The 14,411-nt window shown below is 43.4% G+C and carries 23 protein-coding genes; 22 read left to right on the top strand and 1 reads right to left on the bottom strand.

Translation table 11 applies throughout. The features are described 5' to 3' along the window. The first annotated feature begins 1 nt into the window (after position 1). From NFR88_RS01295 to NFR88_RS01230, 14 genes are all read left to right on the top strand, one after another. Positions 2-445, top strand: a complete 444-nt coding sequence (locus NFR88_RS01295) for a DUF2634 domain-containing protein (RefSeq protein WP_251612879.1) — start codon at positions 2-4, stop codon at positions 443-445. After that, complete coding sequence (locus NFR88_RS01290) at positions 432-1,475, top strand: baseplate J/gp47 family protein (protein ID WP_251612876.1); 1,044 nt, start codon at positions 432-434, stop codon at positions 1,473-1,475. Before NFR88_RS01295 ends, NFR88_RS01290 begins: the two co-directional genes overlap by 14 nt. Beyond that, positions 1,468-2,016 (top strand): putative phage tail protein, encoded by a 549-nt coding sequence (locus NFR88_RS01285; RefSeq protein ID WP_251612873.1) that lies wholly within the window; start codon positions 1,468-1,470, stop codon positions 2,014-2,016. The genes NFR88_RS01290 and NFR88_RS01285 overlap by 8 nt, the downstream gene beginning before the upstream one ends. Next, the gene (locus tag NFR88_RS01280) at positions 2,013-2,663 is read left to right on the top strand and encodes a hypothetical protein (RefSeq protein ID WP_251612869.1); all 651 of its coding nucleotides are present in this window, start codon (positions 2,013-2,015) and stop codon (positions 2,661-2,663) included. The genes NFR88_RS01285 and NFR88_RS01280 overlap by 4 nt, the downstream gene beginning before the upstream one ends. 9 nt (positions 2,664-2,672) lie before the next feature. Next, on the top strand, positions 2,673-3,269 hold the full coding sequence (locus NFR88_RS01275) for a hypothetical protein (RefSeq protein WP_251612867.1): 597 nt from the start codon (positions 2,673-2,675) through the stop codon (positions 3,267-3,269). Positions 3,270-3,281: 12 nt separating this feature from the next. Continuing rightward, positions 3,282-3,839, top strand: a complete 558-nt coding sequence (locus tag NFR88_RS01270; RefSeq protein WP_251612865.1) for a hypothetical protein — start codon at positions 3,282-3,284, stop codon at positions 3,837-3,839. Continuing rightward, a complete protein-coding gene (locus tag NFR88_RS01265) occupies positions 3,836-4,906 on the top strand; it encodes a Kelch repeat-containing protein (protein ID WP_251612861.1) in 1,071 nt (356 codons plus the stop codon). Before NFR88_RS01270 ends, NFR88_RS01265 begins: the two co-directional genes overlap by 4 nt. Beyond that, complete coding sequence (locus NFR88_RS01260; protein ID WP_251612858.1) at positions 4,903-5,142, top strand: hypothetical protein; 240 nt, start codon at positions 4,903-4,905, stop codon at positions 5,140-5,142. Before NFR88_RS01265 ends, NFR88_RS01260 begins: the two co-directional genes overlap by 4 nt. Further along, on the top strand, positions 5,135-6,055 hold the full coding sequence (locus NFR88_RS01255) for a hypothetical protein (protein ID WP_251612855.1): 921 nt from the start codon (positions 5,135-5,137) through the stop codon (positions 6,053-6,055). Before NFR88_RS01260 ends, NFR88_RS01255 begins: the two co-directional genes overlap by 8 nt. A 43-nt stretch (positions 6,056-6,098) precedes the next feature. Beyond that, positions 6,099-6,407, top strand: a complete 309-nt coding sequence (locus NFR88_RS01250; protein WP_251612852.1) for a hypothetical protein — start codon at positions 6,099-6,101, stop codon at positions 6,405-6,407. A 10-nt stretch (positions 6,408-6,417) separates the two neighbouring features. After that, positions 6,418-6,858: a hypothetical protein gene (locus tag NFR88_RS01245; protein ID WP_251612850.1), complete on the top strand. Its 441-nt coding sequence runs from the start codon at positions 6,418-6,420 to the stop codon at positions 6,856-6,858. Positions 6,859-6,869: 11 nt separating this feature from the next. After that, positions 6,870-7,142, top strand: a complete 273-nt coding sequence (locus NFR88_RS01240; protein WP_251612847.1) for a hypothetical protein — start codon at positions 6,870-6,872, stop codon at positions 7,140-7,142. An 11-nt stretch (positions 7,143-7,153) separates the two neighbouring features. Continuing rightward, positions 7,154-7,348 (top strand): holin, encoded by a 195-nt coding sequence (locus tag NFR88_RS01235; RefSeq protein WP_307726227.1) that lies wholly within the window; start codon positions 7,154-7,156, stop codon positions 7,346-7,348. Positions 7,349-7,681: 333 nt separating this feature from the next. Then, the gene (locus NFR88_RS01230) at positions 7,682-8,254 is read left to right on the top strand and encodes an N-acetylmuramoyl-L-alanine amidase (RefSeq protein ID WP_251612842.1); all 573 of its coding nucleotides are present in this window, start codon (positions 7,682-7,684) and stop codon (positions 8,252-8,254) included. A 16-nt stretch (positions 8,255-8,270) separates the two neighbouring features. Here the strand turns inward: NFR88_RS01230 and NFR88_RS01225 are convergent, their stop codons facing one another. Beyond that, positions 8,271-8,465, bottom strand: a complete 195-nt coding sequence (locus NFR88_RS01225) for a helix-turn-helix domain-containing protein (protein WP_251612839.1) — start codon at positions 8,463-8,465, stop codon at positions 8,271-8,273. Positions 8,466-8,992: 527 nt separating this feature from the next. Here NFR88_RS01225 and NFR88_RS01220 point away from each other — a divergent pair. From NFR88_RS01220 to NFR88_RS01185, 8 genes are all read left to right on the top strand, one after another. Continuing rightward, positions 8,993-9,520 (top strand): manganese catalase family protein, encoded by a 528-nt coding sequence (locus NFR88_RS01220; protein WP_251612836.1) that lies wholly within the window; start codon positions 8,993-8,995, stop codon positions 9,518-9,520. Between the two features lie 200 nt (positions 9,521-9,720). Next, entirely contained in the window at positions 9,721-9,981 is a 261-nt protein-coding gene (locus tag NFR88_RS01215; protein WP_160200649.1) for a type II toxin-antitoxin system prevent-host-death family antitoxin, read from the top strand. After that, positions 9,971-10,303, top strand: coding sequence for a type II toxin-antitoxin system RelE/ParE family toxin (locus tag NFR88_RS01210; protein WP_160200648.1), 333 nt, complete (start codon positions 9,971-9,973; stop codon positions 10,301-10,303). Before NFR88_RS01215 ends, NFR88_RS01210 begins: the two co-directional genes overlap by 11 nt. 155 nt (positions 10,304-10,458) lie before the next feature. After that, positions 10,459-10,905: a D-aminoacyl-tRNA deacylase gene (dtd, locus tag NFR88_RS01205; protein WP_160200647.1), complete on the top strand. Its 447-nt coding sequence runs from the start codon at positions 10,459-10,461 to the stop codon at positions 10,903-10,905. Between the two features lie 308 nt (positions 10,906-11,213). Continuing rightward, positions 11,214-11,435 carry a hypothetical protein gene (locus NFR88_RS01200; RefSeq protein WP_160200646.1) on the top strand — a complete coding sequence of 74 codons (222 nt, stop codon included), beginning with the start codon at positions 11,214-11,216 and terminating at the stop codon, positions 11,433-11,435. Positions 11,436-11,558: 123 nt separating this feature from the next. Further along, the gene (locus NFR88_RS01195) at positions 11,559-12,626 is read left to right on the top strand and encodes an ABC transporter substrate-binding protein (protein ID WP_160200645.1); all 1,068 of its coding nucleotides are present in this window, start codon (positions 11,559-11,561) and stop codon (positions 12,624-12,626) included. Positions 12,627-12,628: 2 nt separating this feature from the next. Then, entirely contained in the window at positions 12,629-13,372 is a 744-nt protein-coding gene (locus tag NFR88_RS01190) for an ABC transporter ATP-binding protein (protein WP_161908724.1), read from the top strand. Beyond that, on the top strand, positions 13,369-14,286 hold the full coding sequence (locus NFR88_RS01185) for an ABC transporter permease (RefSeq protein ID WP_160200643.1): 918 nt from the start codon (positions 13,369-13,371) through the stop codon (positions 14,284-14,286). The genes NFR88_RS01190 and NFR88_RS01185 overlap by 4 nt, the downstream gene beginning before the upstream one ends. Positions 14,287-14,411: the final 125 nt, after the last annotated feature.

Genomic DNA, 14,411 nt, shown 5'->3' with positions numbered 1-14,411 from the left:
AATGTTTCCAGAGATTGATTATGATTTTGAGTTTGAAGAGGAACAAGATACGGAGCTCCTGTCGACAACGCTGGGCAGGACGCCGCTTTTTGATTTTAAGACGGGAAAATATGTCTTAAAGGATGGAAAAGTTGTGGAATGCACACAGGAGGAGGCTGTTAGACAGTGGGTCGGATTTCTCGTAAAGACTGCAGCGGAAAAGTATGCGGTATATGAGAATACGGAGTTTGGAACGTATATAGAAAATTATATCGGATATAAAGACAGCGCCTTTGTAGCATCGGAAATCAAAAGAGAAATAGAAGAGGGAATAGTGCAGAATCGGGCGATAGACAGAATCGAAGACTTTGAAGCCGAAAGAGAGGGAAGCAGGTTAAAAATATCTCTGACGGTAGTTATGACGGATGAAACAGAAATAGAGGTTGATACGGATGTCGAAGAGTGAAAATATCAGAAAAAAATTGCCGGCAGACTACGAAAAAACGCCAGGATATCTACTATGGGATATTTCTGAGGCAATAGGGCAGGAAATGGAATTGCAGGATAATGAAATCAATCGTGCGAGAGAATTGTTTGACGTTGACAATCTGACTGGCGAAATGCTAGAAAGGTTCATCAGACAAAGAAAAGGATTGATAAGAAAAGCTGCCACACACGCATCAGGAGAGCTACAGGTACAGGGATTTGGAACTGTTACGACTGGCGATTTATTTGAAACTGAAAATGGCGTACAGTTTGCGGCAACCGAGACGGTAACGATAGACGGATCCGGAACTGTGCGAATTGAAGCCGTAGAAGGCGGAAATGTTGGCATAGTCGGAGCGAATACAATCACGCAAATGCCAGTAACATTGGAGGGAATCACGCTTTGCAATAATCGGGAGGCGACAGAAGGCGGATATGACGCAGAAACAGATGACAGTCTGAGAAATCGATATTATACCAAACTCAGAACCCCGGACAGTGGAGCGAATAAGTATGCGTATCGGAACTGGGCGCTTGAAGTTTCCGGCGTGGGAGATGCAAAGGTATTTCCGCTGGGACATGGCGACAATACTGTAGATGTTGTCGTTATTGACGCTGAAAAGAAACCTGCATCGGACACCTTGGTGAAAGCAGTACAGGACTATATTGACCCTGGTAGCGAAGGAAAAGGAGAAGGCGTAGCCATGATTGGTGCGCACTGTTATGTGTCGAGCGCCGCGGGACTTTGGGTTGATGTTACAGGCAAAATTACGATGACAGCGACGCAAGCAGAATTGGAAAGAGCGATAAAAAAGTCGATCGAAAGATATCTTGCAAGCATTGCATACAGCGGGCGCAATGTGTCGTATGCACAAATCAGTAACGCAATCATTGAGACGGAAGGTGTTATTGACATTGAAGGATTAATGATAAATGAAGGGACGGCGAATATTGCAGTACCGGAAAGAAGTGTAGCAGTGCTCGGGGTGGTGACATTCACTTATGCGTAAAGAAGAATTACTTTATAGAATAAATAAGCTGAATGCAGCGGATCCGATGGTCAGGGATATCATGGAAGCAATCGGGGAAGAGATGGATTTAGCTGACGCAAAAACAGCGGAACTGATTAGTGACATGTTTTTTGACACCTGCACAGAAACGATGCTAAAGATCTATGAACAGGAAGCAGACATAACTCCAAAGACGGGTCAGAGCATAGCAGGGCGCAGGGCAGCGCTAGAAGCGAAATGGAAGTCGAGTGGTAAGACAGATCTGGAAATTCTGCGTTCTGTGGCGGAAAGCTGGAAAAACAGAAAAGCGGATGTAGACTTTGTGAATAATAAAATCCAAATTACTTTTATAGATGAATTTGGACTTCCAGAAGATAGAACAGGTCTTGAAATTGCGCTTGACGAAGTAAAACCGGCACACCTTCCGATTGTGTATTTTATTAGGTATCTCATGGTATCTAATGTTGAAGAGATGACACTAGAGGAACTAGAAATGCAATTCCTGAAAGATTTTGCATTTGTGACGGAGGTTGAAAAATGACATGGAAGAAAATTGATTTATTCGGGTACGATCCTATTAAGGATGATTTTAGTAAAACCACATTCAATATTAAAAAAGCACTAAATGACAACTGGAATCATTTAAAAGAATTAATAGAGGAGCTGAGGACGGCAACTGCTAGCAAAGTGAGCAAGGAAGAGGGTAAAGGCTTATCATCTAACGACTTTACCAACGCCTATAAAGATAAACTTGACGGCTTAACGGGAGAACTCAGCGCATTCGAACCGAAGGCAACTATGATATCTGCCATACTTGCCGCCAGCAGTTGGAATGGTAATCAGTACAGCTTTGAAAGAGTTTATCCGTCGACGAGATACAAGTTAGAGGTAGAATATGCCAACAACTGCACTGAAGAACAGGTATCAGCGTATTCTGCGGCGATGCTTGCCGGGTCCATCACGGACAATATACTGACAGCCATCGGCGAGGTACCAACCGTAGACATACCGGTGTATCTGACAGTAACGGATCTGCAAGGCGCGCAGCCGCAGGCAAAGATGCTAAGAACTGGCGATGCAGACACAGGGTATTACGTGGAAATTGACGGCGAGGATAAGAACCTTGAGAATGTGGTTGGTTCGGAGTCAGAACTGACTGGAGATAATTACAACTTTGATATTTTATAGGAGGATAATATGGCAGCGAAAGATGCAATTTTAAAGGCGCTGGTTGAGGGTGCGATTACTGAGTTGATGGTTAAAACTACAGCGGGAAACGTATACCTGCCCGATGGAACCACGATTGTTGCGGGCAAACTTGCGGAGATGGTGACATCAATCAACGAGCGAGCAAAAAGTGCAGATGTGACAACGGAAATCAATACAGCGGTTTCAAAGGCAATTGATGATTTGGTTGATGGTGCACCGGCAGCGTATGACACGCTTAAAGAAATTGCCGACTACTTAGCTACCCATCAGGACGAGTACACTGCGTTGCTGACAACGATTGGAGGCAAAGCAGAAAAATCTACTGTTGATGCGCTGAAAACAACCATTGACGGACTGGGTGCACTGGCGGCAAAGGATAAAGTATCGGGGGCAGACCTTGATACCGCCCTTGCCGCAAAGGTAAACGCTGCAGCGCAAGGAAATCACAGTCATGCTAATAAGACTGTCCTTGATGGGATTACTGCCGACAAAGTAACCGGCTGGGACGGCAAAAGTAAGGTGACGGTCGGCACAGCCCAGCCAACGGATATGAAGCCAGGAGATTTGTTTATCCAAATCAGTTAAAGGAGTGGGACGATGGCAACATTAGAAAAAGCCGGGGTAATCGTTGGAAAGGACAAGGACGGCAACATTGTTATCGTAGAGCCGGTTACAGCGGTGGAAAACGTGGAGGGACTGCCGGAAGAGCTGGCAAAGTATCTGCCTAAATCTGGTGGTACGCTGACCGGAAATTTGACGGGAAAATACCTGACCGGTACCTGGCTGCAGACGACAGCCGTAAGCAGACTTGGGAGCAAGCCGGATAAGATAGCGGTAATAGACTCTGCAGGCTGGATTTATTACCGGACGCTGGACGATTTGCTTACAGACCTAGGCGTAGCAGGAAAACCGATATATCTTGCTTCTACCCTTAGTGCCAGCGGATGGAGTAACGGGCAATACAGTTTCGAGGGAAGCTATCCCAAAGCAACTTATGATTTATCCGTAGAGCCGGACAGCACCTGCACCGAAGCGCAGCTTGACGCATGGAGCGGCGCAAGAATTGTAGGAAGCTCTGCTGGTAATGTACTGAAAGCTTTTGGCGATGTGCCTACGGTGGATATTCCGGTAATTTTGGAGGTGAAGAAGAAATGAGTATTAGTGTGAAGAACGCTGGCGGCGGTGAAAGTATAAAATCAGAAGTCGAAGCACAATCCCAGCTAATTGAAGAAATCAGAGCAGCCCTAGTCGGTAAAGCCACTCCGGCCAACGCCACGGCAGACAAGATTCTGGAAGGGTACAGTGCGTATGTGGGGCAACAATTGGTGACGGGTTCGCTGAAGCTTCCAACGGTTGATGGCGTGCCGGTGGAGAATTTGAAGTTGAGTTCAGAAAAAGTGGACTTAATGATGGACGGAACTCTCCCTGTAGAAGTAGAAAATAACTCTGCATTCATCTGGGATGGCAAGATTCATTATTTGACAGGTACGTCGCACTACGAATTGGGGAGCGGTGGATGGACTAAATTTGAAACCACGCCACTTCCGGGATTCACTAAATCGTGTGCAGTTGTATATAAAAATGAATTACATGCCCTTGGCTGCGCAAGCAACTATACATCTAACAAGTTCCATTACAAGTGGAACGGAACATCTTGGACAAAAGTAGGCGAATTGCCAATAAGCTTCTACGGAGGAGCAACTTGTGTATACGAAGATGAATTGTATATTTTTTGTCAAGTCAGCAGTTCTGCGGCCAATACTTTCTACAAATTTAATGGCGCCACATGGACTCAAGTTGGCACATTGCCATATCAATTTTATTATGGAGATGTTGTTGTGTATAACGATGAGATTCATATGCTCGGAAGTCTGACGACAGAAAAATACAAGTCCCATTACAAATGGAACGGAGCATCTTGGACAAAAGTAGGCGAATTACCGGAGGAGTTTTATTACAAACCTGCGATAGCGCATGATGGTAAAATTATTGCGGTTAGCTCAAATTATTTTACAATAATGGAATACGATGGCCAAGGATGGACAACTCGAAGAATGAAAGGCGGCTCATTACATGGCGTAGGTTCATATATGTCTACGACAAATAGCAATTACGCCGACATGGTTATTTATGAAAATAAAGTTAATTTAATGTCTAAACGCAGAGTCATTTTGGGAGTGAAGCGTTATAAAGAGATTACGCAAGAAGGAGAACAAGCATGACGAAAACAGAAAAAACAGTAAATGGGAAGATACTATCCTACGAAATCTTAAACAATGGCTATGAAATCTACTTGGGCGGCAAACTCTGGATAAGCCAGAGAGGACAGTACAGCAAGCCTGTAGACCAGAGTTTGTCTTATGAGGAAAACTGCCTTGCCCAGATTGAGGAACTGACAAGACAAACAGAAACCGTTAATGTAGACGAGCTGCTAAAAGAGGTGAGCAGGATTGAGTAATAAAAACATGATTTTGCAAAACAACGCACAGTTGCTTTTGCACAAGCAGGACATATTGGACTTGCCTACGATAGCGGAAATTGCAGCAGAAGCAAGCACTGGGAAGTATGCTTGGAAGAAATTATTAAAAACACTAAGCGTTGTAGCAAAAGAGACTGTTTCAGAAATACCAACCTCGTATAAGTACAGAGATGAATCCGGTACTATAAATGTGTATTATTCATCCGAATACGTCAAAGATGATGAAAACGGTTCGTATAGTCTTTCTAACCCGTCATTCTGCGAAGTGTCTGTAGTTAATAGTTATACTTTAAAGGACGGAAAATTCTTCATTATTGGAAGCCCGACTGGCACAACTATGTATAAAGCTAGTTCATCTTCAAATGTGAATTACGGTACGACTATTGGTGTTACCCACATTTCATCTAATGCTTCATATCCTACAAAAAAATATGAATTTGATTTTGAAACCGTAACAGATGAAAATGTAGTGGGTATAGTAGTGGACAATTCCCCCTTAGCCTACACAGACGGCGGAGCGCAGGACGGGTACTGGTATGAGAGGATTCAAGAAAAGCAGCTTGGCGATTTTGGTATTGATTACGGCACTGTGACACTTGGCACATCTTCTTCTGACCCAATCACAGTAAATCATTCTCTTGGAGTAACCCCGACTCACGCTTTCCTTTGTCCGATTTTTAGCCCAGGGGTTCCTTTTAATGGGAGTTGGATAAACGTAGACGGAAGAGCAGTTACAGGTGGTGGCTCTTCTCTTAATCTAAATGAAGCCAGTGGATATATTTACGTTACAAATACACGCATCACGAAAGAGTTGAATCAAATACAATTTCTTCCATACTCTTCCTCGTATAAATGGAGAGCTGGTACTTATATATGGTTTGCAATAGCTTGAAAACAAGATATTGGCAATATGTGCTTCACAAAGGAGGAATTAAATGTATTTTTACAAACTCATAAAGGACGGAAAAGCAGCACGGGCGGGAATCCAATCTTTTTCTGTGCAAGAAACCGAAATAATCAAATCTATTACACAGGAAGAACATAACTCACTTGTAGCCGAGTGGAAAGCACACGCAGAAGCAGTGCAGTCTTATGCAGAGCAGATACAGAATGGGGAAATCAAGCTGGACGATGTTCCAAAAGAGCTTAGAGCAGAAGTGGAAGAAATCGTCACTGCGCCAGTCTTGCCAACGGAGGAAGATGTAGAAGTTGAATCGTTGCTGCAAAAGGTAAGCGAAATTTAAGGAGGATAACATGGCAACAGAAAGAGATTTAATCGAATTACTGGCATCGGTAAGACATACCTTGCCAGATAACAAGGCTTTAACATTTAAGACAATGTACCCGCAATGGGAAAGCATTGCTGACGGCGCAGAAATCCCAGCAGGAAACAAGTGCCAGCATAACGATATCTTGTGGAGGTGCATCAAAACGCACAACAAACAGGAGAACTGGGAACCGTCTGTAAATACAGCAAGCCTTTGGACTGCGATAAACGAGGAACACTCGGGTACTTATGACGACCCTATCCCAGTGCCGGAACCGCTTACTTCATTTGAGTACGCATGGGGCAAGCACTACATCGAATCCGATGGAATTTACCTGTGCAACAGGCAGGGCGGTAAAGAGGGGGATACCTACATATTGGCGTACAAGCCGAGCCAGCTAGTGGGGCAGTATTTTGAAGTAGCGTAAGGAGGGACTATATGACAGAGATTATGACAGCTGCAATCACCGCAGCAGGATTGATTATTGTGCAGCTAATCGTATCCAGCCGGCAGCAGCGGGCGCAGGACATCAAGGTTGACGCAGCATTAAGCGAGGTCAGAAAAGATATCCAGCGCCTTGAAGAAAAGCAGGACAAGCATAACAATCTTATCGAGCGCACCGCAGTGCTGGAACGGGATGTGAAAACTGTTTTCAAGCGAGTTGATGAGAATAAGGCAGAGATTGCATATTTAGAACATAAAGGAAAGTAGGAGGTATGAAAATGAGTAAGAAATGGCTTAAAGCAGCGGCAGTAAGAGCAGTCAAGACGATGGCACAGGCAGCTATTGCTATGATCGGGACAAGCGTAGTTATGACCGACGTCAGCTGGCAGGTAACAGTATCAGCGGCTATTCTAGCCGGTATTCTGTCCATGCTTACCAGCGTGGCAGGATTGCCGGAAGTTGACGAAAAATAAAGAACCTTGTCCGCAGGAGCAAGGCGTGGTATAATACATATAGTCAAGAGTGAGCCATTAAAGGCGGCGAACTTTCGGAAAGGAATCTGATATGACGGACTACGAAATCTTAGTCATCGTACTTATGATTTTGGGGTTAGTCTTGAGGGATAACCACGAAAAGTAAAAACCGCCCAGGCTAGCCCCCTGAAGCGGTTTTAAAGTTAATTTAAACCTATTTAGAAAGCTTGCTGTCAGGCTTTCTCTTGACACCAATATACCACGACTAAAAAGATTTTGCAATAGTCAATTTACCCTGCACTCCGCAGGGCTTTTTTATTTTGGAGGTGTATTATGGCAAAGAAACCAATTTTGTTTTACTTATCTGCAGGGCACGGCGGCACAGATCCCGGCGCCGTCAGCGGAAAGTTCGTTGAGGCTGACATGGCAAGAGTTGTGATGGCGGCTTGCTATAAAGAATTGCTGGCGCACAAAGGTCGCACATATAAAGTGGCATATCCGGAAAAGGACGGCAGCGGCATGTCCCTGGCGGCGCACGTTGCCGACATGGCAAGGTACAAAGCGAAAGGCTACAGAGTAGTGTCCGTTGACGGACATTTTAATGCCGGTGGCGGTGATGGTGACGAAGTCTGGGTTTGGAAAGGAACCGTGACTAAGAGCCGCCTCGGCAAGGTGCTTGCAAACCTTATCATCGCGGAACTGAAAAAGGAAGGTCAGAACACCAGAGGCGTTAAGTACACCAATGACCTGTACTTCCTCAAGGGCGTAGGCGTGCCGGTACTGGTGGAATACGGCTTTGTGGATAACAAGACCGATCGGAAAGGCTTTGATACGAAGAAAGAGCTAGAGGCTTACGGCAAAGCTACTGCAAGGGCATTGATTAAGTACTGGGAGAAGTATAGATAAAATTTTAGCCAGGGCATTAGCCCTGGCTATTTTCCTTTTCTTTTGCAATCTGCTGATATTCTCTGATAATCATTGCCTCTAGCCATTCAGCAGGGTTTCTCTCTCCGTTTTCCCAACCCTGCTGAGTTCGGGTTGGGATACCGAGCGAATCTCTGATGGCTATTTGTGTAAGACCTAGAGCCTTTCGCACTTCTTTAATCTTGCTTCCCATAATGCTTTCCTTTTCTTCCTTTCAATGCGTATAGATACCCGGCATAAACAAGTTTGACGATACCGAGTGAGATAAAGGCGATGCCTAAATAGTATAAAAAGCTATGTTCCATTTTGTTTGACATATGAATCTCAATAAGGTAAAATGGAGTCGGAAGGGGCTTGCGCCCCGTGACTCATATTATGTACTTCTCAATGAGTAGTAATATGATTCCGACTACAAGAGCGACTATTCCGTTGACTATGTGAATTCGTAGGTTTAGTGGCTCTTTTTTCTTATCGTGTTTACCCATTCATGTGCCTTCCTCCTTTCCTTATCTTTAATTATATTATACGCTCAATGAGCGTAATTGTCAAGGGGGAATACGAAAAAAATAGTTAATTTTTTGCAAAAAAATCCGGTTAGAAACTAACCTTAAAAAAACATCATAAATGGAATATAATGTTAAAATATGGATTCTGATTACAGCAAAATAATTTGCGCTAAAGCCTGTACACATTGAATTTTAAACGTTTAAAGCACTGCATATGCAAAAGCAATGCGGAGGACCCGATGGTGAAATTGGTGCGTCGCTCAGATATTTGTCCCAGCGTTACTCTATGCCGTACAGAAAAGTTGCAGCGGTGCTTACCGACATCGGCAGCGAAGAAATCGGGCATTATGAAATGGTAGCCACTATTGTGCATCAGCTGACCAAGAATATGACCATGGATCAGATAAAAGAAGCTGGATTTCAGGAATATTTCGTAGACCATACTTCTGGCGTTTATGCCCAGGCAGCGGCAGGATTCCCTTTTGATGCATTGTGCTTTGCATCAAAGGGTGACGCCATTACGGATTTACATGAAGATATGGCGGCAGAACAGAAAGCCAGAACAACTTATGACAATATCCTGAGAATGGTAGATGATCCTGACGTACTGGATCCAATTCGTTTCCTGCGCCAGAGAGAAATTGTACATTATCAGCGGTTCGGTGAAGCGCTGAGAATTGTTCAGGATAATCTGGATTCTAAAAATTTCTATGCAATTAATCCGGAGTTTGATTTGAGATAGGAAAGCTGTAAAAGTAAATATGTATTGAAACAGCGCACCCGACGATAATTGGGTGCGCTGTTTAAGTATGAAAATCCAATGTTCTTGACATTTTACGCTCTTTAGGCATTTTATGCTCTTACTCTAGTTGCTGTAATTTTTGCTGTTGAATTTTACAGCAAAATAGTGTATGATGAAAGCGATGAAAGGAGCTGATTTATATGCCAAATATTAAACCGATTTCCGACTTGCGAAACTACAGTGAAGTACTGCGAGACGTTTCGGTTGGCGCGCCTGTTTTTCTTACCAAAAATGGCAGAGGCCGCTATGCGATTGTGGATATGCGGGACTTTGAAAAAATGCAGGCAACCATAGCTTTGATGAACGAGCTTGCGCGGGGTAAGAATTCGGGAGAGGAAAAGGGATGGCTTTCGGCCGATGATGTGAAAGCACATTTCAAGATGAGAGCAAATGGGAAATAAACTGCACTATTCACCAGAAGCATTGAAAGATCTTGATGAGATTTGGGATTATATCAGTTTTGATTTATGCAGCGTGGATGCGGCAGCAAAAACGGTTGATAAAATTATTAATAAAGTGAGTAGGTTAGAGGACTTTGCAGAAATTGGCGCATCTTTGTCATCTATCATTGATACAGAAAGTGAATACCGTTTTTTAGTAATCGGCATGTATTTAATCTTTTATCGCATTTCAGGGCAGGACATTTACATTGACCGTATTTTATATGCACGGCGGAATTATATGCGAATCCTATTTCCTGACGAAGAAAACTCAGACATGTGAAATACGTTAGATAGACTGAAACCACTGTACAACTTCAAAGCGGGAGAATGATGTAATAAAAAATACAAAACAGTATTGATGATTTTGATGAAACAGGTTATATTGTTTTAGAGGTCTGAGAGATTGACTATTTTATTTTACACGGAGGAAAAAACATGAAATTTGTAATTCAGCGTGTCACGGAAGCGGCGGTGACTATAGATAATCAGATAAAGGGAAAAATTGACAAAGGGTTTCTGGTGCTAATCGGCGTAGGGAAAGAAGATACCAAAGAAATTGCGGACAAGTACATCAAGAAACTACTGGGGCTTCGAATCTTCGAAGACGAAAACGGCAAGACCAATTTGTCTCTTGCCGATGTAGACGGTCAGCTTTTGCTCATATCCCAGTTCACCCTTTACGCAAACTGCAAAAAGGGCAACCGCCCCAGCTTTGTGGACGCCGGCGCACCGGCGGAAGCCGAAGCCCTTTATGACTACATTGTGGAAGAATGCAGAAAGGTCGTGCCGGTGGTGGAAACCGGAGAATTCGGCGCAGAGATGAAAGTATCCCTGCTCAACGACGGTCCTTTTACTATTATTCTTGACGAGGCGATTTTATAAGAGGTTCATTCGATTCAGGTGCGCCGGACAAACTGTCGTCTTTCTTTACAAGGAAGAAGACGGTGATGAAAAAAGAAAAGATCTGAGGCATATCACCAGATAGTTGTTTTCTGACTGTGGAAAAATGATGATTTATATGTTTTTTAGATAAATTGAAGCTAAGGGCTGCTTTTAATTTGCTGCGAAAATTTTGCGTATTTTAGGTTTTTTTTTATGTGAGACAAAGGGTGATTTTCCATAACGCGAGAATTTATTTCAGGCGTTAGGCAGAATAGCAGAAGAAGTGAATAGAAATGGAGGGAGAAAACATGACATTCAAACAATTATTTTTCCGGCTGTACGATAGAAAAATCACCTCCGGTGAGATGTCTTTCGGACAGACCGGTATCAGAAAAGACCAGTTTACAAAGCTCTGCACAGAAGACGGTTTTGTCTTTTCAAAAGAGGAGCTGACGGATATTTGCCGGAGAATGGGAGCTAGCGAAGAGGAAAGAGAGGCTCTTTTTGAAGCGGCAAGTCGGTTTTGGTAGAATTTTTTCTATCTTTTGGAGAATTTCGAGTAGTTGACTTAGTCCTATTGATTTTTTTGAAAAGTCATAGTACCATCACTTGTAGTTGATGAAGTCTAATAAAGAAACAGAGAGGAACAAGTGATGAAAAAGAAAATATTATCTGTGATTCTTTGCCTGGCAATGATTTGCTCTGCACTGGCTTTAACAGCGTGCGGAAGCGATGAAGGCGAGAAGATTGGTGAAGCAGAAGAAGTTGTAACCTTGAAGGTCGGCATGATTGGTAAGGACATTAAAACTGCTTGCATTATAATTGCAGAGGAGCTGGGATATTTTGACGAAGCCGGTATTGATGTGCAGTTTGAGAAGATTAATTCTCTGCCGGACGGTCTGACTGCTGTCAGCATGGATAAACTGGATATTTTACCGTTTGGTTCAATTCCTAGCTGTTCATTTATTTCTCAGGGTACTGATGTTGTTATCTTTGGCGGAACCATTTCTGAGGGCAGCGAAGGTATCGTAAAGGGTGACGAGAAGTATACAGAGCTTTCTCAGTTTGAAGGAAAGAAATTCGGCTGTTTCAGAATGGAAACTGGTCATATGATTATGAAAGGTCTTCTCAGAGAAGCAGGGGTTAATGCAGAGTTTATCTATTTGGATTCTTCCCAGTCTATCGTTGAAGCGGTGAACAAAGGTGAAGTGGATATTGGTATGGTAAACAGCGGTTACGGTTATGTTGCAGAACAGACCGGCGCACATATTGGTTTCCAGGTGGGTGACTTTGAAAGTGATTTCCCTTGCTGCAGACAGACTACATCAAGAACAGCAATCGAAACCAAGAGAGATGCGCTGGTAAGGTTTGAAATGGCTGCGCTGAGGGGATACGCCACATTCTTAAACGATAAAGAAACCAGCATTGAAGCATTGGTTAAATATTCCGGACAGGATGCCGCCTATGTAGAGGCGATTATGTACGGCACTGACGCATATAAGAATGCCATGAAGGTATCTCTTGATCCGAACAAGAAAAAAGTAGCTGATTTCTATGAAGTTATGAAAGCTAACGGTGATATCGATGCAAATACTCAGTACGATATCAACGATTACATCGATACGTCCATCTATGAGGACGCGTTGAAATACCTCATTGCCGAGGGTGAAAACAAAGACATCTATGAAACATTACTAGAAGAATTTGAGGCGAATAACTAATTATGATAAGATTTGAACACGTGGATTTTACTTATCCTGGGGGAGACAGTAAAGTGCTCAGCGATCTTTGCCTAGATATAAAAGACGGGGAGTTCCTCTGCGTAATCGGACACTCCGGATGTGGAAAGTCGACCCTGCTGCGTCTTGCAGCAGGGCTGGATCGGCCGCAGACAGGCAAAATTTATATAGATGAAAAAGAACTAGCCGGTCCGTCAGCGGACCGGACTATTGTCTTTCAGCAGTATTCTTTGTTTCCATGGATGACAGTGAAGAAAAATGTTCTCTTTGCCATGAAAAAAACGGATCGTTTTTCTAAGGAAGAGATGGAGCAGAGGGCAGTCTATTTTCTGGAAAAGGCAGGGCTGGCAGATGCAGTAGATAAATACCCTTACCAGCTTTCTGGCGGCATGCGTCAGAGAACAGCCATTGCAAGAGCTCTGGCAATGGATTCACCTTTTCTGCTTTTAGACGAGCCTTTTGGGGCGCTGGATACCAAGATCAGAAAAGAGCTGCAGCAGCTTTTGCACCAGCTATGGGAAAACGGTGAGGAAAAAAAGACCGTCATTTTTGTGACCCATGATTTAGAGGAAGCTATGATTATGGCTAGCCGTATCGTGTTTATCAAAGATGGCAAAGTGGCGCAGGAAAAATACATCGACAGCCAGATCAACAGCTGCTGTTGTGACGAACTGGGACAGGTGGACTGTTTGAGCCTGAAAGCGGAGCTTGCGAGGTGGTACGAATGATAAAGAAAACACGCATGTCTATTGTTATCAGCCATCTGCTGCTTTTTGCGCTCATCGTAACGATATTACTTCCTGCCCAAAAGGCAACGGAAAGCTATGTTTCTTTTTTGTGCGCGGCGGCATTGATGGAGGGATATTATCTTTACAGGCTGGTCCGTTTTCCGAATAAGAGAGATTCGGCGTCGGACATTATTTCCATTTTATGGGCACTGTTTCTGATTTGGGAAATCATGGTGACTAAGTTGAATCTTTGTCATCCCGTATTGATTCCGGCACCAGAAAACGTGTTCCATGCTTTTCGGACGGACTATTTGGAAATGGGAGTAGGAATCCTTTCTTCTATGGAAATTCTTCTGCTCGGTGTGCTGGTAGGACTTGCCTGTGGCACGCTTTTGGGACTGATTTGCGGCTGGCATAAGCGGCTGAAAGAAGTGTTTTACCCAATTGCGAATGTGCTGGCACCGATTCCATCGGTAGTCTTTGCTCCTTATGTCATTGCACTTATGCCCAGCTTTCGCAGTGCCTCTGTGGTGGTTATTATTCTTGGAATTTTTTGGCCAACCTTTTTAAAGACGATTATTTCTGTGGAATCAATCGACAAAAATATTATCGATTCGGCGAGGTCATTGGAACTTAAAAGCTTTTCCATGATTTTCGAAATCCTGTTGCCTTACTCTATTCCGGGTATTGTCAAAGGACTTCGGGTCACCATGACGACAGCAGTGATGATGCTGACCTTTGCTGAGATGATGGGCTCCACTGTAGGAATGGGTTATTACATTGTAAATTATAACACTTACGGAAATTACACAAAGGTTATTGCCGGTATCATGGTGGTGGCTTTTGTGGTAACTTTGCTCTCTGCCTTGGTGACATGGATTCAGAAAAAAGTTATCAGGTGGCAGAGCGTATAAGATTTGAAAAATGGTTAGAAAAAAAATCTGGACTTTTTGAAAAAAAGTCCGGATTTTTTTATTATATAACGACCATATAACAAAAAACTAACCGGCGATGTTTATAATAGAGGTATAAATTATAA

Origin of the sequence: Senimuribacter intestinalis, assembly GCF_943192965.1 — a bacterium.
Classification (GTDB): domain Bacteria; phylum Bacillota; class Clostridia; order Peptostreptococcales; family Anaerovoracaceae; genus Senimuribacter; species Senimuribacter intestinalis.
The sequence above is the reverse complement of the archived record's forward strand: the minus strand, read 5'-3'. Positions and strand labels throughout refer to the sequence as shown.